At 57.2% G+C, this 19541-nt stretch carries 14 protein-coding genes; 11 read left to right on the top strand and 3 right to left on the bottom strand.

From position 1 onward, the window contains the following. Window positions 1-116 precede the first annotated feature (116 nt). Window positions 117-1256, top strand: coding sequence for a 3-phenylpropionate MFS transporter (locus P6287_RS14490; RefSeq protein WP_222233811.1), 1140 nt, complete (start codon window positions 117-119; stop codon window positions 1254-1256). On the opposite strand, the gene csiE is transcribed toward P6287_RS14490, so the two are convergent. Then, the gene (csiE, locus tag P6287_RS14485; RefSeq protein WP_110868270.1) at window positions 1253-2521 is read right to left on the bottom strand and encodes a stationary phase inducible protein CsiE; all 1269 of its coding nucleotides are present in this window, start codon (window positions 2519-2521) and stop codon (window positions 1253-1255) included. The two genes, P6287_RS14490 and csiE, sit on opposite strands and share 4 nt — an antisense overlap. A 155-nt stretch (window positions 2522-2676) precedes the next feature. Here csiE and P6287_RS14480 point away from each other — a divergent pair, with 155 nt between their 5' ends. From P6287_RS14480 to P6287_RS14470, 3 genes are all read left to right on the top strand, one after another. Continuing rightward, window positions 2677-3303, top strand: coding sequence for a DUF1007 family protein (locus P6287_RS14480; RefSeq protein WP_101763474.1), 627 nt, complete (start codon window positions 2677-2679; stop codon window positions 3301-3303). Continuing rightward, on the top strand, window positions 3294-4274 hold the full coding sequence (locus P6287_RS14475; RefSeq protein WP_277973968.1) for a nickel/cobalt transporter: 981 nt from the start codon (window positions 3294-3296) through the stop codon (window positions 4272-4274). Before P6287_RS14480 ends, P6287_RS14475 begins: the two co-directional genes overlap by 10 nt. A gap of 191 nt (window positions 4275-4465) precedes the next feature. Then, window positions 4466-5479, top strand: a complete 1014-nt coding sequence (locus P6287_RS14470) for a hypothetical protein (RefSeq protein ID WP_277973967.1) — start codon at window positions 4466-4468, stop codon at window positions 5477-5479. 37 nt (window positions 5480-5516) lie between these two features. Here the strand turns inward: P6287_RS14470 and suhB are convergent, their stop codons facing one another. Next, on the bottom strand, window positions 5517-6320 hold the full coding sequence (suhB, locus tag P6287_RS14465; RefSeq protein ID WP_008108283.1) for an inositol-1-monophosphatase: 804 nt from the start codon (window positions 6318-6320) through the stop codon (window positions 5517-5519). A 121-nt stretch (window positions 6321-6441) separates the two neighbouring features. Between suhB and trmJ the strand changes: the two genes are divergently transcribed. From trmJ to sseB, 5 genes are all read left to right on the top strand, one after another. Further along, window positions 6442-7185, top strand: a complete 744-nt coding sequence (gene trmJ, locus P6287_RS14460) for a tRNA (cytosine(32)/uridine(32)-2'-O)-methyltransferase TrmJ (protein WP_110868266.1) — start codon at window positions 6442-6444, stop codon at window positions 7183-7185. A 135-nt stretch (window positions 7186-7320) separates the two neighbouring features. Further along, complete coding sequence (iscR, locus tag P6287_RS14455; protein WP_008108287.1) at window positions 7321-7818, top strand: Fe-S cluster assembly transcriptional regulator IscR; 498 nt, start codon at window positions 7321-7323, stop codon at window positions 7816-7818. A gap of 88 nt (window positions 7819-7906) precedes the next feature. After that, window positions 7907-9079 carry an IscS subfamily cysteine desulfurase gene (locus tag P6287_RS14450; protein WP_110868265.1) on the top strand — a complete coding sequence of 391 codons (1173 nt, stop codon included), beginning with the start codon at window positions 7907-7909 and terminating at the stop codon, window positions 9077-9079. A gap of 62 nt (window positions 9080-9141) precedes the next feature. Continuing rightward, complete coding sequence (gene pepB, locus P6287_RS14445) at window positions 9142-10428, top strand: aminopeptidase PepB (protein WP_101763480.1); 1287 nt, start codon at window positions 9142-9144, stop codon at window positions 10426-10428. A gap of 49 nt (window positions 10429-10477) precedes the next feature. After that, the gene (gene sseB, locus P6287_RS14440) at window positions 10478-11245 is read left to right on the top strand and encodes an enhanced serine sensitivity protein SseB (RefSeq protein ID WP_137386289.1); all 768 of its coding nucleotides are present in this window, start codon (window positions 10478-10480) and stop codon (window positions 11243-11245) included. Window positions 11246-11275: 30 nt separating this feature from the next. On the opposite strand, the gene sseA is transcribed toward sseB, so the two are convergent. Then, window positions 11276-12115: a 3-mercaptopyruvate sulfurtransferase gene (gene sseA, locus P6287_RS14435; RefSeq protein ID WP_101763482.1), complete on the bottom strand. Its 840-nt coding sequence runs from the start codon at window positions 12113-12115 to the stop codon at window positions 11276-11278. Between the two features lie 147 nt (window positions 12116-12262). Here sseA and P6287_RS14430 point away from each other — a divergent pair, with 147 nt between their 5' ends. Together P6287_RS14430 and pbpC are read left to right on the top strand one after the other, a co-directional pair. Further along, the gene (locus tag P6287_RS14430; protein ID WP_277973966.1) at window positions 12263-17149 is read left to right on the top strand and encodes an alpha-2-macroglobulin; all 4887 of its coding nucleotides are present in this window, start codon (window positions 12263-12265) and stop codon (window positions 17147-17149) included. Between the two features lie 6 nt (window positions 17150-17155). Then, a complete protein-coding gene (gene pbpC, locus P6287_RS14425; RefSeq protein WP_277973965.1) occupies window positions 17156-19480 on the top strand; it encodes a peptidoglycan glycosyltransferase PbpC in 2325 nt (774 codons plus the stop codon). Window positions 19481-19541 lie beyond the last annotated feature (61 nt).

Raw genomic sequence — 19541 nt, 5'->3', positions numbered from 1 at the left:
TCGATGCAGTGCAAAAAAGGATGGTGCAAGCCATCCTTTTTTATTGCCGTCGCAGCAGTGCTCTGACAAAGTAGCGCCCACTCGTGCTGCTCAGCAGCATTTTTGCTGGAGGGAATATGGCAATCGGCTCCGCCAAATGGCTCGGTTTGGGCTACTTCACTTACTTCTTCTGTTACGGCATTTACCTTCCTTTCTGGAGCGTGTGGCTCAAAGGCACCGGACTCGATGCAGAAAAAATCGGTCTGCTGCTGGGGTGCGGCATGGTGGCGCGCTTTGTCGGCAGTTTGCTGATTGCCTCGCAGGTAAAAAATCCCTCACAGCTGATCACTGCGCTGCGCTTGCTGGCGCTGATGACGTGCCTGTTCGCTATCGGTTATTGGCTGGGACAACAGTGGATGTGGCTGCTGTTCGTGATGATCGGCTTCAACCTGTTTTTCTCACCGCTGGTGCCGCTGAGTGATGCGCTGGCCGCCACCTGGACGCAGCAAATTGGTCTGACATATGGCCCGGTTCGTTTGTGGGGCTCGCTGGCGTTTGTCATCAGCTCTGCCTTAACCGGCATGCTTGTCACGGCGTTCTCATCGCAGGCGATTCTGGTGCTGCTGTCACTGGGCGCGATCGGCATGTTAGGTGGGATGATGTTAACGCCAGCGACGAAGCCGCAGGGCAGTGAACGTCAGACGTCAACCGATGGTGGCTGGCAGGCATGGCGTGATTTGCTGCGCGAAAATGCGGTGTGGCGTTTCATGTTATGCGTGACATTGTTGCAGGGCGCGCATGCGGCTTACTACAGCTTCAGCGCGATCTGGTGGCAGGAGAGCGGTTATTCCGCGTCGATTATTGGCTACTTGTGGTCGCTGGGCGTGGTGGCTGAAATCATCATTTTTGCTCTTAGCAGCCGGCTGTTCCGCCGCTGGAGCGCGCGCGATTTGCTGCTGTTATCGGGCGTGTGCGCCATTATCCGCTGGACGATGCTCGGCTCCAGCACCGCCTTGCCGTTGCTGATCGTGGCGCAGATTCTGCACTGCGGCAGCTTTACCGTCTGCCATTTAGCGGCGATGCGATTTATTGCCGCGCGCAAAGGTGCGGAAGTGATTCGTCTGCAATCGCTTTACTCGGCGCTGGCCATGGGCGGCGGTATTGCGGTGATGACCATGATATGCGGCGTGCTGTTTACGCATCTGCAAGGACATCTGTTCTGGGTGATGGCGTTAGTGGCGCTGCCGGCGCTGTTCCTGCGTCCGCGCGCCGCTTAACTCTCCAGCAACTGGAGAATACGCTGCTGCTGATGACGACTCAGCGGCAGCTCCGCCTGGATTAGCGGCGGTGAGAACAGCGGCAATGAAATGGCATACGGCGTGATCACCAGCGCGATATCGCGCGGCGCGCCTTCACGCTGAAAATGCACGACGTCCTGATAGCTGATGTTGATCGGTAGCAGCGTCATTTCCCGCAGCTGCTGCTCCAGCAACTGCTCCAGCGCCGCATCCGCGCCCGTCAGCAGCAGCACCTGCTTTTCCTGCAATGCACTCTCCTGCATCAGCCAGGCACCAAATAACACCGCCACCAGACTTATCTCTTCAGCACTAAAGCGCGTGGCAAAGTTACGGCTGAAATGCTCAAGTGCGCGTTCCGTGGTGCGCAGCAGACGCGGGTAGAGCCGTGCGACATCCAGCGCCACGCTGTTATCGATGCCGATGGCAAAATGGCTGCGATCCAGCGCCTGCGCCAGATGCGTAAAGAGTTGCTGAGTGAGTTCGGCGCGATTTCTGAAGGTGGTTTGTGCCAACTGCTCAAAGCGCGCAATCAGCGCTTCCACTGACTGCATCAGCTTTACTGCCTGCGGATGCTCCAGCTGCGTAGCGGTTGGCGCGTGAATCAGGCTAAATAGCAGCGTCCAGAAGTCGGTCTCGCTTACATCCGGCGCTAAGTGGCAGCGCTTCTGCCAGTGATGGATTACGTCGTCGGCGGCAGCTCGTTCGACTTTTTCCGCCAGCCACGCGCGCTGTCCGTCATTGAACAAGGCGTTTTGGCGCTGGCACAGCGCATACTTCATGAATATTTGCAGAAACAGGCGGTCGCGCGGGCTGAAGTCGCGCGCCAGACGCAGGCTGCAGTGCTGAATCAGCGCCTGCAGGTTGGTTTCATCCCACAACGCTTTCTCGATTTTCAGGACTTTCAGGCGCTGACGCAGCACCGGGGCAAAATGCTCGCAGACAAAATCCTGCGACAAACGCAGCGCGCGTCGCAGCCAGTGGATCAGGCACAGCCGCCTGTCCAGTTCCGTCCCGTGTATGCGAAAGCTGCCATCGACCATCTGGTGTAGCTCCAGTTGATGGTAACGCTGTATCTCCTCTCCCACATCCGCGATATCCTGTCGGGCGACAACAGGCGCCACGCCATTTAACTGGCAGAGCTTTTCAAGCGTCAACGCGGGAGCGGGCAGAAATAGCAGCAGTAACAGATGACAACGACGCTGGGAACGGCTGAAGAGTGGTGCAGAGGAGGGTGCAGAACTCATCAATGGTTTATCCGCAGGTCACTTTTGAGCTAAGAATAGCTAACTCCACGCGGTAACCTTGCACTTTGTCGTGACTTTTGTTCAGAGCTTTAGGGCGGGTCACAATTTTTCTGGGCCACTCTACACTTCACTTTAAAATTGTTACTTTATAACACATGAAAATTGCACTCATTACGTTTACGCTGTTGTTCAGCACCGCAGCCTGGTCACATCCGCATAGCTTTATTGACATGAAAACCGAGTTCATCAGTGACAACCAACATCTTAGCGGCATGAAAATGGTGTGGACCATGGATGAGATAACCTCCGCCGATCTGTTATACGACGCAGGTAAAGCCAAGCCCGGTGATGTAGTGTGGAAAAAGCTGGCGGCGCAGGTGATGGCAAATGTGCTCGGTCAGCACTATTTCACCGAAGTGTGGCAGGACAAAAATCGGGTTAAGTTTCTCAATCTGCCGAAAGAGTACAACTTATCGCGCAACGGCAACAAAGCGGTGCTGGAGTTTATCGTGCCGTTTGGCGAGCCTCAGCTATTGAGTGCGAAGCAGTATCGCATTCAGACTTTTGATCCCAGCTACTTTGTTGATATGTATTACGATAATCCACAGGCATTAACCATGGACGACACCGTTAAATCGCATTGCCAGATCGATCTGCATACGCCGAAACCGGATGACTCGCTGAAGCAATATGCGCTGTCGCTGGATAAAGCCGATGCACCGCCAGAGGATATGGATCTTGGCCAGCAATTCGCCCAAACGGTAACACTGACATGTCACTGATTTCGCTTCCCTCCCGTTCACGTCGTTTATGGCCGCTGTGGCTGATGGCGGTGTTATTGCTGCTGGCGGGCGTGCTGCTGTGGCAGCACTGGTCGCAGATTTTGCTGCAAAGTGTGCTGTGGCAAAAAATCCTCAATCGCGAAATGACGCAGCTTTTGCAGCAGGTGGCTGAACAACCGCAGCAGGCGGGCGTGACGCTGATGCTGTTCAGCCTCGCTTACGGCGTGCTGCATGCGCTGGGGCCGGGACACGGCAAAGTGGTGATCACTACCTTTCTTGCCACCCATCCGGCAAGGTTGAAAACCAGCATGAAGCTAACGCTGCTGGCGGCTTTGCTGCAAGGCGGCGTGGCGATTGGTCTGGTAACGCTGATGCTGGTGGTGCTGCAAACCTCGTCGCGTCAGATGCATCTCGGCAGTTACTGGCTAGAGAAGGGCAGTTATCTGTTAGTCGTCGCGCTGGGTATTTGGGTCGGTTGGCGTGCACTGCGGTCGCTGCGCCAGCAATGGCGTCCTCAGCCAAAGTTGCAGATCCACGCTATTCGCCCAGCGCATCAGCACGATGAACACTGCGGCTGCGGACATGCGCATCTGCCCAGCGCTGCGCAGATGGATCAGGCAGTTAGCGCTAAAACGCAGGCGCTGGTGGTGTTTTCCATGGGGCTGCGGCCCTGTTCCGGCGCCATCATGATGCTGCTGTTTGCCAAAGTGATTAACGTGTATGCGTGGGGCGTCGCCTCTGCCGTCGCGATGGCGGTGGGCACTGCTGTGACGGTTTCGGCGCTCGGCTTGTTAGTGCAGCGCTCCCGTCTGCTGGCTCAGCGCTTAGGGCAGGCCGGTGGTACTCATCCTGCGACCAAGCTGCTGGTGCCGCTGCTCGCCATGTTAGGTAGCGTGCTGTTAATCGTTGCGGGCGTTGCATTATGGCAAAGTGCCTCGCCGGGCATCGGCGGTGGAATTCGTCCTTTCTGACATTAAGGATATTTGGGTAGTGTAAATATTCCACTGTTGCAAGTATTCTCCCCCTCAACAGTTAATTAAATATCTCCGCTTAGCGCGCTGGTGAAAATAGATTTCTCTGTCTAAGCTCAATTACACCAGTCAATATCCTGGTGGATTAGCAATTATAAAATTTCAGCGAAATATTCTGCGAGGAGAAAACGATGCCTGAAACTCGGATTAATAATGGCAGCGTAGATACGGTGCACGACGTGCATGGCGGCCTACCATTAAAACGTATTTCATGGAGCGCAGTATTTGCCGGCGTTATCGCTGCGCTAATCATTCATATTTTATTGGGGATATTGGGTACAGCGATTGGTGCAACAACCATCGATCCACAACAGGAACAAAATCCGCTGCAGCATCTGGGAACCGGCGCGTTAATCTGGACCGGCGTGAGTATGCTGATTGCCATGGGCGTAGGTAGCTACGTTGCGGGGCGTCTGGCGCAGCGCGAAGGAGCGATGCATGGTTTGTTGATGTTTGGTGTTAGCACCATTTTGACATTATGGCTCGCGATTACCCTGGCAACTGGCGTTATTGGCGGTGCGTTTAATATTTTAGGCGCCGGCGTAAATGCTGTTGGTAATGGAATTTCCGCAGCGGCGCCATCACTGACCAATATGGCAAAAGAGAAGCTGCAGGAAAGTAATATCAATTTAGATGATTTAAAAAACGAATTACAAACTACGCTGCGTCAAACCGGCAAGACAGAATTACAACCTGAGAATCTGCAAAGGGATGTAAATAACGAAGCCAATAACGCGCAAAATCAAGCAGAGCAAACGGCACAAAATCCACAGAATGCTGATAATGATCTGGCTAATTGGTTGAAAGGCGTTATGAATCGTCACTCAGATACATTGCAAGCTGCCGATCGTGATGCGCTGAAAAATATTATCAAAGCGCGCACCGGTAAAAGCGATCAAGAGGTTGAGCAGATTGTGACTCAAACCGAGGAGAGCTATAAAAAAGCCGTGCAACAGTATCAGGAGTTGAAACAGCAGGCGGAGCAAAAAGCCCGTGAAGTGGCTGAGCAAGCGGCGGCCGCAACGGCGAAAGCGAGCTGGTTCACCTTCTTTATGCTGGTGATTGAAGCAGTACTGGCAGCATTGCTGGGGCGCGTGGGTCGCAAGACGCAACCGCGTCAGGTATTAAGCCACGAACGTCGGTAACAAAAAAAAGGCGGCTGATTCAGCCGCCTTCTCGCTTCTAGCGCTTCAGCGCCTCACTCAACTCTTCACGCATCGATGCCAGCATCGCTTTCACTACGCGTGGGTTACCCGCAACGATGTTACCTGACATCACGTAACCGTGGTTGCCGGTAAAGTCAGTCACCAGGCCGCCCGCTTCACGCACCAGCAGCTCGCCCGCCGCAAAATCCCACGGCTTCAGGCCAATCTCAAAGAAACCATCAACGCGACCTGCAGCGGTGTAAGCCAGATCCAGCGCCGCCGAACCGGTGCGACGGAAATCAGCGCACTGGGTGAACAGTTTGCCAACGATGTTGATGTAAGGCGTTGCGTGCTGCTTCAACTTGAACGGGAAGCCGGTCGCCAGGATGGTGCCATCCAGATCGCGCGCCGTGCTGCCGCGCAGGCGATAGCCATTCAGCTGAGCGCCCTGACCGCGTACGGCGGTAAAGAGTTCGTTGCGCATTGGATCGTAAACCACAGCCACTTCGGTGCGGCCTTTGATGCGCACAGCGATAGAAACGGAGAAGTGTGGTAAACGTTTGATGAAGTTGGTGGTGCCATCCAGCGGATCGATTACCCATTGAATGTCTTGATCTTCGCCCGCCAGCTCACCGCTTTCTTCGGTGATGATGGTGTGTTTCGGGTACGATTTACGAATTACTTCGATAATCAGACGTTCTGCGTCACGGTCAACATTGGTAACGAAGTCGTTGCTGCCTTTCTGGCTGGCTTCGACAGCGTCCGGGGTTTCATAATTCTTGGCAATTAAATTTCCGGCCTTGCGCGCGGCGCGCACGGCTATGTTGAGCATCGGATGCATCGGTATCTCTCGCTGGATGTTAAAGAACGGGGAAAACGGCGCGGAGTATATCAGCGTGTTCAGCAAATGTCCTCTTTTTATGTTAGGATGCGCGCCATCATTTCCCTGACCGCCTCTAATTATGCTGCAGAATATCCGAATCGTACTGGTAGAAACGTCGCACACCGGCAACATGGGCTCCGTCGCACGCGCGATGAAAACTATGGGCTTAACCAACCTTTATCTGGTCAATCCGCTGGTGAAACCAGATTCACAGGCCATTTCCCTCGCCGCCGGTGCCAGCGATGTCATTGGTAATGCGCGCATTGTCGATACCATGGATGAAGCCATTGCCGGTTGTAGTTTGGTAGTTGGCACCAGCGCACGTTCACGTTCACTGCCGTGGCCCATGTTGGATTCACGCGAGTGCGGCATTAAAAGCGTGGAAGAGGGCCAGCAGGCGCCGGTGGCGTTGGTGTTTGGCCGCGAGCGCGTGGGCCTGACTAACGAAGAGTTGCAGAAATGTCACTATCACGTCGCGATTCAGGCGAACCCGGAATACAGCTCACTGAATCTGGCGATGGCGGTGCAGATTATCGCTTACGAAGTGCGCATGGCCTGGCTGGACGCGCAGGAAAAAGCCGCGCCGACGGAAGAGCCTGTCGAATCACCGTATCCGCTGGTTGACGATCTGGAGCGCTTCTATCAGCACATCGAACAGATGATGCTGAACAGCGGCTTTATCCGTGAAGGCACGCCAAGCCAGGTGATGAGCAAGCTGCGTCGTTTATATACACGTGCACGCCCCGAACGCGATGAACTGAACATCCTGCGCGGCATGATGGCATCGTTCGAAAAGCGCAAAGGTAATGTGGATAATAGTTGAGTAAAACAGTTGGTTAAATAGTTGAGCAATTTACTTGGTTAAATAGTTGACCGTTTTACTCAGGAATGTCAGACTGGCGTCAATTCTTCAGATAACCCGCCGATAACCGGACGGACGCTTACGAGGTTGTATGCTATGAGACTGACATCCAAAGGACGTTATGCCGTAACCGCTATGCTGGACGTTGCACTGCACTCCAATGAGGGCCCGGTGCCGCTAGCTGACATTTCTGAGCGTCAGGGCATCTCATTGTCCTATCTGGAACAGTTATTCTCACGTCTGCGTAAGCATGGCTTAGTGGCCAGCGTTCGTGGTCCAGGTGGCGGTTATCTGTTAGGCAAAGATTCAAGCGCGATTGCTGTGGGCGCGGTTATTACCGCCGTTGACGAATCTGTCGATGCCACCAAATGCCAGGGCAAAGAGGGCTGCCAGGGCGGCGAGCGTTGCCTGACCCACGTTTTGTGGCGTGATCTGAGTGAGCGCATCAGCGACTTCCTCAACAACATCACGCTGGCGGAACTGGTGAATAATCAGGAAATCCTCGAAGTGGCCGATCGTCAGAACACCGTCGACAATCGTCGTTTCCAGCAGCATCGTGTGCAAGAAACCATCAACGTTAATCTGCGCGCTTAATCAGTTCTCCTTCGGCCTTTCCTGTTCATACGGGCGAGGCCGAATGTGCTATAAAGACGTATGATTTTTTATACGGAGTTTTAGCGCAATGAAATTACCGATTTACCTGGATTACGCAGCCACTACGCCTGCGGATCCGCGTGTTGCCACCAAAATGATGCAGTTCCTCACAATGGATGGCACTTTCGGTAACCCCGCGTCCCGTTCCCACCGTTTTGGCTGGCAGGCTGAAGAAGCTGTTGATGTGGCTCGCAATCAAGTTGCTGAGCTGGTCAATGCCGATCCCCGTGAAATCGTTTTTACCTCCGGCGCGACCGAAGCGGACAACCTTGCGATCAAAGGTGCCGCGCAATTCCATCAGGCGCGCGGCAAACACATTATTACCAGCCAAACCGAACACAAAGCGGTGCTCGACAGTTGCCAGCAACTGGCGCACGAAGGCTTTGATGTCACCTTCTTACAGCCGGGCAGCGACGGTATCGTTACGCCGCAGATGCTCGAATCTGCACTGCGCGACGACACGGTGCTGGTGTCGCTGATGCACGTCAATAATGAAACCGGTGTGATTCAGGACATCGCCGCACTCGGCGCGCTGTGCCGTGCACGTGACATCCTGTTTCACGTTGATGCCACGCAAAGCGTCGGCAAATTGCCGATTGACGTCACTGAACTGCCGGTGGATTTGATGTCGTTCTCAGCGCACAAGCTGTATGGACCGAAAGGCATCGGCGCGCTGTGGGTGCGTCGTAAACCGCGTCTGCAAATTGATGCACAGATGCACGGTGGCGGTCACGAGCGCGGCATGCGTTCGGGCACGTTGCCGGTGCATCAGATTGTCGGCATGGGCGAAGCCTACCGGATTGCGCGTGAAGAGATGAGCAGCGAAATGGCGCGTCTGGCCGAGCTGCGCCAGCGTCTGTGGCGCGGTATTAGTCAATTGGGTAACGTGAACCTCAACGGTTCGCTGGAGCAGGGCGCTCCGAACATCCTCAATATCAGTTTTGCCCACGTCGATGGCGAATCGCTGATTATGGCGCTGAAAGATTTGGCGCTGTCATCCGGTTCCGCCTGTACCTCGGCCAGTCTCGAACCTTCCTATGTGCTGCGCGCGATGGGCGTTGAGCAGGAGCTGGCACACAGCTCGCTGCGTTTTTCGCTCGGACGCTTCACCAGCGCAGAGGAAATTGAGTACGCTATCGAGCTGGTCAACAAAGCGGTAACACGTCTGCGGGCACTTTCGCCTGCGGCAAACGCCCGCTAATTCATGCACTCCTTGCGCCGGTTCTGGCGCAAGGTGACACCTAACGCAAACGGAGCCACGCGATGACAACACAACCGATGATAATTACGCTCAGCTCCCAGGCCGCCGATGCGCGCTGGGGTGACAAAGCGCTGCTGAGCAGCAACGAAAGTGGCATGACCGTTCACCTGACTGGCGCAGACGCGCTGATGAGCATCCAGCGCGCGGGGCGCAAGCTGGACGGCCAGGGCATTCGTCACGTCTCGCTGCAGGGCGAAGGCTGGGATGTGGAAAAGTGCTGGGCGTTCTGGCAAGGCTACCGCAGCCCGAAAGGCAAACGTCAGGTCGAGTGGCCGGAATTCAATGAGGACGATCAGGCTGAATTTGCACGTCGTCTGAAGATTGTTGACTGGGTGCGCGACACCATCAACCTGCCGGCGGAAGATCTTAGCCCGGAACAGCTGGCGCACAACGCGGTTGATCTGATCAACGAAGTGGGCGGCAAAGCAGTCAGCTATCGCATCACCAAAGGTGACGATTTGCGTGTTCAGGGTTACGCCGGTATCCACACCGTGGGCCGCGGCTCCACGCGCGCACCGGTGTTGCTGGCGCTGGATTTCAATCCAACTGGCGATGAAGATGCGCCGGTTTACGCCTGTCTGGTCGGTAAAGGCATCACCTTTGATACCGGCGGTTACAGCCTGAAGCAGAGCGCTTTCATGGACTCAATGAAGTCTGATATGGGCGGCGCGGCAACGCTGACTGGCGCACTGGCGCTGGCGATTTCACGCGGTCTGAATAAGCGCGTGAAGCTGTATCTATGCTGCGCAGACAACATGGTCAGCGGCAACGCCTTCCGTCTGGGCGACATCATTCGCTATCGCAACGGTAAAACCGTGGAAGTGATGAACACCGATGCGGAAGGTCGTCTGGTATTGGCCGATGGCCTGATCGATGCCAGCGAGCAAAATCCTGAACTGCTGATCGATGCGGCAACGCTGACCGGCGCGGCGAAAACCGCGCTGGGTAACGATTATCACGCGCTGTTTACCTTTGACGATGTGCTGGCGGAGTCGCTGCTTGGCAGCGCAACCGGCGAAAACGAAGCTTTCTGGCGTCTGCCGCTGGCCGAGTTCCATCGCAGCCATCTGCCTTCGAACTTTGCCGATCTGAATAACATCGCCAGCCCGTCACATGCGGCGGGTGCCAGCAGTGCGGCGGCGTTCCTGTCGCATTTCGTCAGCAAATATCAGCAAGGCTGGCTGCACATTGACTGCTCCGCGACGTACCGCAAAAGCGCGGTGGATCAGTGGTCCGCGGGTGCGACCGGTTTGGGTGTACGCACCGTCGCCAATCTGTTACTGAAATAATCCTCATCACGGCAGGCGCAAGCTTGCCGTCTTTTTTGGAATACGATAAATGAGTAACCGTCTTGAAGAGGTGCTGAAGCTGGCGGCTACTGAGCCTGCGCACCGTCCGGAATTTTTCCAGCTGCTGCTGGAAGCCGATGTGTGGGTGCCAGGCGAAAGTCCCGCCGAACAGTTTGATGCGACTTCGCCGGTCGAATTACAGCATTGGGAAAAAGAGGATGGCGGCAGCGTGATCCCGTTCTTCACCTCGGAAGAGGCGATGGGCGAGGCCATCAAAGATGAACAACCTTACCTGCGCATGCCGGTGCGCACGCTGTTTGAAATCACGCAAGGCGAAACGCTGTTCCTCAATCCGAAACTGCCTGCGGGTAAAGAGTTTTCGCCGGGTGAAATCGCCCATTTGATTGGCGAAGAGGGCAGTGCGCTGAGCCAGCAAACCGTGCTGGAAGGTGGTCATGCGTTGCTGTTGTCCGAAGTGGCCGAGCCGCCAGCGCAGATGATTGATTCGTTAACGCAACTGTTTGCCAAGTACAAACAGGTACGCCGTGCTTACATCGCCAGCATTCGTGAAAGCGCCAGCGAAGCACCGAACCTGCTGATTGGTATCGAAGCTGATAGCGATATCGATGAGATTATTCAGGCGGCGGGCGGTGTAGCGACGGATACGCTTGCGGATGATGCGCCCATTGATATCTGTGAAGTGGTTAATGAAGATCGCGGCGTGAGCCACTTCTTTACTGCCCACATCACGCCGTTCTATGAACGTCGCTGGGGCAGTTTCCTGCGCGATTTTAAGGGCAGTCAGCGGATTATATAATGCGTGGTCGCCATTGATGGCGACCTGCTATCACTTCTCGATCGGTAAATCGTCGCGGCTGCCCCATTCGCCCCACGAACCGTCGTACAGCGTCACATCCCGCACACCCAGCGAGGTGAGCGCCAGAATCACCACCACCGCCGTGACACCCGAACCGCAGCTGGCAATCACCGGCTGATCCAGTTTTACCCCTGCCTGAGCAAACAGATCGCGCAGTTCCGCTGCCGGTTTCAATTCACCATTTACCACTAAACTGTTCCACGGCACGTTCAGGCTGTTGGGAATATGCCCGCGCAGCAAGCCCGGACGCGGTTCATCCACTTCGGCGTTAAAACGGTTCGCCGCACGGGCATCGACAATCTGCGCGCCGCCTTCGTGGCTGATCAGCAGCACGTCGGTCAGACGTTTCACCTGTGCGCCATCATAAGTCGCTTCGAATTCACCTTCCGGCAAACTAACCGGGCCGGTTGCGACATCGAAACCGGCTGCCTTCCAACCCTGTAATCCTCCGGCCAGAATCGACACGTTTTCGCAGCCAAAGGCGCGCAGCATCCACCACGCACGCGGAGCCGAAAACAGGTTGCCTTCGTCATACACCACCAGATGTTTGTCCTGGCTGACGCCCAATTCGCGCATTGCCACCGCAAAGGATTCGGCGCGGGGCATCATGTGTGGATAAGCACTGGTGTGATCGGACAAGGCTTCAATATTGAAGAACGGCGCATTCGGCAGATGACCAGCCAGATATTCAGCCTGCACATCACGTACGGCTTCCTGGCCAGGCGGTAACATGCGGGCATCAAGCACCTGCAATGTTTCCTCGGTGTAATGTTCTTTCAACCAATCAGCGGACACAAACATGGCTGTCATAGCAACCTCTTCTCAGCAAACGGGAAACGACCAGTCTCCGGGAATGTGAACGCTATCTCAAGGGTGTGATTGCTAAAGTTGGCGGGTTGATGTGAAATTGCGCGGAATGACGTTTTCTTAACTTCTGGGACTGGTGAGGGAATTACCATGGCAAAACGTTTTAACCGGCTGCTGCTCAGCGCGCTGATCGGTACTGGATTACTGGGCGGCGGGACCTTGACGAGTCACGCGGAGGAAGCGGCAACCGCAACAGCAACGCAGAAATCGCTGTCGGTTATCGATCTCTCCGAGCTGCAACTCGACGGCGCCGCCGCGCTGGTATTGACCTTCAACACGCCGCTTGAAGCGAAGCAGGATTTCGCTGCGCGCGTGCAGATTATCGATGAGAAAAGCGGCAAGGTTGATGGCGGCTGGGAGCTGGCGCCAAACGGTAAAGCGTTGCGTTTTCGTCATCCTGAACCGTCGCGCAAGTTGACGGTTAACGTCGATGCCGGTCTCAAAGCGGCCGATGGCAGCACCTTATCGAAATCTTTCAGCCAATCGCTCACCACGCGCGATATCCAGCCGATGGTGGGTTTTGCCAGTCGCGGATCGCTGCTGCCGCTGCGTCTGACGCAGGGATTGCCGGTGCTGGCGCTGAATGTGAATAACGTCGACGTCGATTTCTTCCGCGTGAAAAGTGCCTCGCTGGCCGATTTTCTCGCTCAGTGGAATTACGGCAACAATATGTCGTACTGGGAATCACGCGAGCTGCTGAAAAATGCCGATCTGGTTTACGGCGCCCGCTTCGATCTTAATCCGGCACGCAACACGCGCGAGAAAATGCAGCTGCCGCTGGGCGATGTCGATGCGCTGAAGCAGCCGGGCGTTTATCTGGCGGTGATGAAACAGGCCGGAACCTACAACTACACGCAACCGGCGACACTGTTTACGTTGAGCGACATCGGTTTGTCGCTGCACCAATTCCCTGAACAGCTGGAACTGTTTGCCCAAAGCCTGACCAATGGCGCGCCACTTGATGACGTTAGCGTGCAGCTGCTGGATGAGAAAGGCAAACAACTCGCCAGTGGCATCAGCGACAGCTACGGTCATTTGCGTTTACCGGCGAATGCTAAAGGCAAGCTGCTGCTGGCGACACAAAAGGAGCAAACCTCGCTGATCGATCTTAATCGTCCGGCGCTGGATCTGGCGGAGTTCCCCATTGATGGTCCGCAAGGCTACGACAAACAGTTGTTCGTATTTGGTCCGCGCGATCTCTATCGTCCGGGTGAAACGGTGATCGTCAACGCGCTGCTGCGTGATGCAGATGGCAAACCGTTGCCGCCGCAGCCGGTGAAAGCCGACGTGGTGCAGCCGAATGGCGAAGTGTCGCAGACCTTTGTCTGGCAGCCAGAGAACGGCGTCTATCAACATCGCTTCGCGATACCGGCTGCGGCGATGACCGGCGAATGGACGCTGCGCATCAACAGTGGCGACAACCAGCCGCGCAGCTGGCCGTTCCACGTCGAAGACTTCCTGCCGGAGCGCATGGCGCTGGATTTGACCAACAGCGCGCAGCCGGTGGCGCCGGATGACGATATTACCTTTGCCGTTGAAGGCCGCTATTTGTATGGCGCGCCGGCAGCGGGTAACGAGCTGCAAGGGCAGCTGTTCCTGCGTCCCGCGCGTGATGCGGTTGCCGCGCTGCCTGGCTATCAATTTGGTGACATCACTGAAGAGCTGAAACGTTCGCTCGATGATGTGGATGAGAAGCTGGATGAGAGCGGCAAGCTGCAGCTTAACGTTGAGAGCAGCTGGAAAGAGAGCCATTCGCCGCTCAATCTGATTCTGCAAGCCAGCCTGCTGGAAACCGGCGGCCGTCCGGTGACGCGCCGCGCGACTCAGGCGATTTGGCCGGCAGCGGCGCTGCCCGGCATCCGTCCGCTGTTTAGCAGTGAATCGGTATATGACTATCGCAGCGATCGTTATCACGATGAGCCGACCGTGGCAGAAAACAGCCTCGCGGAATTCGACGTGGTCTACGCCAATCCGCAGGGCGAAAAACTGGCGGCGTCAGATCTTGATGTGCGCCTGATCCACGAACGCCGCGACTATTACTGGAGCTTCTCTGACAGCGAAGGATGGCAATCGCGCTTCGATCAAAAGGATCTGCAGGAGGATCAGCAGCGCATCTCTATTGCGGCGGGCGGCAGCCAGAAAGTGAGTTTCCCGGTAGAGTGGGGCACCTATCGCCTGGAAGTGCATGCCGGCAACAACATCATGAGCAGCGTACGCTTCCAGGCCGGATATGGGTGGCAGGACAATACCAACGGCACCGGCGCGCTGCGTCCGGATCAGGTCAAACTGAAAATTGATAAAACCGCCTATCAGACGGGCGACATCGCACACGTACAGGTGGAGTCGCCTGCTGCCGGCAAAGGCTATCTGATGGTGGAATCCAGCAGCGGCACGCTGTGGTGGCAACCGCTGGAGGTTCCGGCGGGCGGCGCAACCATTGATGTACCGATTAGCGACAGCTGGAAGCGACACGATCTTTATCTCAGCGCCATCGTGGTGCGCGACGGCGACAAGGCCAGCGGCGTCACGCCGAAACGCGCGGTGGGCTTGCTGCATCTGCCGATGGCGACCGAAGCGCGCCGCCTCAGCTTAGCGCTCGACGCGCCGGATAAGATCCGTCCTGAGCAGACGCTAAAAGTGCAGGTCAAAGCCAGCCGTGAAGGTGGCGCATTGCCGAAGCAGGTTCAGGTATTACTCTCGGCGGTGGACAGCGGCGTGCTTAACATCACTGACTACAAAACCCCGAATCCGTGGGAAGCGTTCTTTGGCCGCAAGCGCTATAACGCCGATCAATACGATGTGTTTGGTCAACTGATTGAAGGCGGTGGCAAACTGGCCGCGCTGCGCTTTGGTGGTGACGGCGACGATGCGGATGCGCTGTCGCGCGTCGGCAAAAAACCGGTCACCGACGTGCAGATCGTGGCGCAGCAGTTGCAGCCCGTAACGCTGGATGCCAATGGCGAAGGTACGCTGGAACTGCCGATTCCGGCGTTTAACGGCGAACTGCGTTTGATGGCGCAGATGTGGAGCGACGACAGCTTCGGGTCGGCCGATCGTAAGCTGGTGGTTGTCGCGCCATTGATCAGCGAACTGGCGACGCCGCGCTTCCTGGCCAGCGGCGATCAATCTACGCTGGCGCTGGATCTCACTAACCTCACCGATCAACCGCAAACGTTGAAAATCAACGTCAGCGCCAGCGGCCAGATCGTCCTGAACGGCAAAATCCCTGCCAGCGTGCAGCTGGCGCAAGGCGCGCGCACCACCTTGCAAATTCCAGTCAAAGCGCTGGGCGGCTTCGGTGAAGGCGAGGTACAGGTCAAGGTTTCCGGCATGAGTTTGCCGGGTGAAACGCTGGCAGCGAGCGAGCGTAAATGGAAAATTGGTGTGCGTCCGGCGTATCCGGCACAAACGTTGAGTTTCGATAACGTGATGCAAACCGGCCAGAACTGGCAGGTGATGGCCAGCGCCTTCAATGGCTTGCAGCAGGATACCTTGAGCGGACAGCTGTCGCTCAGCAACCGTCCGCCGTTGAATATCGCCAGCTATATCCGTTCGCTGTATGCCTATCCTTATGGTTGCCTTGAACAGACCGCCAGCGGCATTTGGCCGTCGGTGTTCACCAATCATGCGCAGCTGACGGCGATGGGCATCAAAACCAGCAACGATGAAGCACGTCGCGCCTCGATTGATACCGGCATCGCGCGTCTTGCCGGCATGCAGCGCGGCAACGGCAGCTTTGGTTTGTGGAGCAAAGAGAGTCAGGAAGAGTTCTGGCTGACGGCTTACGTCACCGATTTTCTGCTGCGCGCCAGCGAAGCCGGTTACAGCGTGCCGGATGGCGTAATTACGCGCGCCGACGAACGTCTGCTGCGCTATCTGCAGGATCCCGCGCAGATCGAAACCAGCTGGAGCAGCGATGCCGATGGCTTGCGTTTCAGCGTGCAGGCTTATGCCGGATTGGTGCTGGCGCGTCAGCAGCAGGCGCCGCTCGGTGCGTTGCGTGCGCTGTATGAAAAGCGCGATCGGGCTAAATCGGGCCTGGCGATGGTGCAGCTTGGCGTGGCATTGAAGCTGATGGGCGATCAACAGCGCGCACAACTGGCGCTGGCGCAGGGCATTGGCCTGGAACGTAAACCCAACAGCTGGCTCGGCGATTACGGCAGCCCGGTGCGCGATCGCGCGCTGATTCTGTCGCTGCTGACAGAAAACCAGCTGCTGCCGGAGATGCAAGGTCCGTTGTTGATCGAGCTGGCAAAAGCCGTGCACGGACAGCGCTGGTTCTCGACCCAGGAAAACAACGCGTTGTTCCTCGCCGCTCGCACCTTGCAGCAGCACAAAGGTGAAAGCTGGCAGGCGACCCTGCAGGGTAAAGCGGAACCGCTCAGCAGTGATCAGCCGCTCAATATTGGCATGACGGAAGATCAGCTGCGTCAGGGCGTGTCGGTGAAAAGCGACAACGCGTCGCCGCTTTACGGCACGCTAAATGTGGTGGGTTATCCGCGCACCGCACCGTCGCCTATGAGCAACGTGCTGCAGATCAGTCGTGAGTACTTCACGCTGGAGGGTAAGCCGGCGGATCTCACCAACCTGAAAAGTGGCGAACTGCTGGTGGTGCGGCTCAAAGTCGCGGCCAGCGAGCGCGTCAGTGATGCGCTGGTGGTGGATCTGCTGCCTGCCGGACTGGAGCTGGAAAACCAGAACCTGAGCGACAGCAGCGCCAGTTTAGGCGACAGTGCCGATGCGCTGAAAGAGAGCATGATGGATATGCAACAAGCCAACATCAAGCACATCGAATTCCGTGACGACCGCTTCGTCGCCGCGCTGGCGCTCGATGGCTACACGCCGGGCACGCTGCTGTATCTGGCGCGAGCGGTGACGCCGGGCAGCTATCGCCTGCCGCCGCCGCAGGTGGAATCGATGTATGTGCCGGAATGGCGCGCGATTGGCAGCACGCCGGAAAAACTCAATGTGCGTTAAGCATTGATGTCTGGAAGTAAGCGACTAAAGCGGTGGCGCTGGCTGCCGCTTTTTTTACTGCTGCTGCTGGCCGCGCTGTGGCTACTGGATCGCCTTACACCGCTACCGCTGCATGAGTTACAGCCGGCGCGCGTGGTGGTGGCTGAGGACGGTACGCCGCTGTGGCGCTTTGCTGACCCGCAAGGCATTTGGCGCTATCCGGTGACGCTGGAGGATGTCTCGCCTTCCTATATTGAGGCGCTGCTGACCTACGAAGATCGCTGGTTCTGGCATCATCCCGGCATCAATCCGATGGCGATTATGCGTGCAGTCGGGCAGAACGTGCTGCATCACGGCGTGGTCTCCGGCGGTAGCACGCTCACCATGCAGGTGGCGCGGCTTATTGATCCGCAACCGCGCACCCTGCGCGGCAAAGTGGTGCAGGCGTGGCGCGCGCTGCAGCTTGAATATCATCTCTCAAAACGCGACATCCTCACGCTGTATCTCAATCGCGCCCCTTTTGGCGGCACGGTTGAGGGCGTTGGCGCGGCGAGCTGGATGTGGCTGGGGAAACCGCCTTCGCAACTTACCCAAGGTGAAGCGGCGCTGCTGGCGGTGTTGCCTCAGGCACCAAGCCGCCTGCGTCCGGACCGCTGGCCTCAGCGCGCCGAAGCAGCACGCAATAAAGTGCTGGATCGCCTCGCGCAATATCACGTCTGGTCAGCGCAGGTTGTCGCCGATATCAAACAAGAAGCGGTGTGGCTGCCGCCGCGCCAAATGCCGCAACGTGCGCCGCTGCTGGCCCGACGCCTATTGTCGCTGTCACCCGACAACAAAATCACCTCAACCATTGATGTGTCGCTGCAGCGCGAACTGGAGAATCTGGCGACGTCGCTGAAAAACAACTTACCGCCGCGCACCTCGCTGGCGCTGCTGGTGGTGGATCACCAAAACATGAAAGTGCGCGGCTATGTCGGATCGGTGGATTTCAATGACGACAGCCGTTTTGGTCATGTCGATATGATCTCGAGCGTGCGATCGCCAGGATCGGTGCTGAAGCCTTTTGTCTATGGCATGGCGCTGGATGATGGGCTGATTCATGGCGAATCACTGCTGCAGGATGTGCCGCGCCGCTTCGGCGACTATCGTCCCGGCAACTTTGACTCGGGCTTTCACGGGCCGGTGAGCGCCAGCGCTGCGCTGGAGCGGTCGCTCAATCTCCCGGCGGTGCAGTTACTGGATGCGCTGGGGCCAAAAAGTGTCGCTGCGCGCTTGCGTAACGTGGGATTAAATCTGCGCTTTCCCGCTGGCGCAGAGCCCAATCTGTCGCTGGTGCTGGGCGGCACCGGCGCACGCATGGATGAGATTGTGGCGGCCTACAGCGCCTTTGCCCGTCACGGCAATGCGGCGCAGTTGCGCTGGCTGACGACACAGCCGCTGCAGGAGAGGCCGCTGTTGTCGCCGGGCGCGGCATGGATTGTGCGGCGCATTCTGGCTGGCGCGGCGCAACCTCCGGCCAGCGGCGCGGTGGCGGAGATTGCGCCTTTGGCTTGGAAAACCGGTACCAGTTACGGCTACCGTGATGCATGGACGATTGGCATCACGCCGCGCTATCTGATTGGCGTGTGGGTTGGGCGGCCGGATGCCACGCCGGTCGCCGGGCAATTTGGTTTTGCCTCGGCGGTGCCGGTGATGAATCAGGTCAATAATGTGCTGACGGGACATATGCCGGTGAGCGGTGCGCCGCGCGATCCGCGTCCGCTTGCGGTCAGCGCCATGAGCATTTGCTGGCCTGGCGGTCAGCCATTGCCTCCCGGCGACGAAAACTGTCGCCAGCGTCGTCAGAGTTGGGTGTTGAATCAAACTGTGCCACCGACGCTGCTGGCGCCGGGGCAGGAAGGCGTCAATGGCTTGCGTCAGCGCTACTGGCAGAACAGCCGGGGATGGCGTGTGGCGGCAGATTGCCCGGATGCACAAAGTCGGGAGCGCCTGATGTGGCCGCTGCCGCTTGAACCCTGGCTGCCGGTTGCTGAACGCCGTGCGCAGCGCTTGCCGCCGATCGATCCCGCTTGTCCGCCGCGCAATCAGGGCAATGCGCCGCCGATGGTGATTACTGGTGTGATCAACGGCCAGCGCGTACAGCCGCTGCCGGGTAAAGTGGTGCTGGTGATGCCGGTTGCGGTGCAGGGCGGGCAAGGTGAGCAGCGCTGGTGGTTCTTAAACGGACAGCCGCTGGAGCGGGACGCGAATGATAAGAGTGCGGCGCTGGTGCTGGATGAGCCGGGCAGTTATCAATTGGTGGTGATGGATGAAGCGGGGCAACTCTCATCGGTGGCCTTTACGCGCGGTTAAGTGCATGGATATGGCATACTTTTTGCCTGCGCGCCCCGACAAAAATCAATTATTTTCAATA

The sequence above is a fragment of the Pantoea sp. X85 genome, from assembly GCF_029623675.1.
In the GTDB taxonomy this organism is placed as follows: domain Bacteria; phylum Pseudomonadota; class Gammaproteobacteria; order Enterobacterales; family Enterobacteriaceae; genus Pantoea; species Pantoea leporis.
Note: the sequence above shows the minus strand (reverse complement) of the source record. Positions and strands in the feature narration are given on the sequence as shown.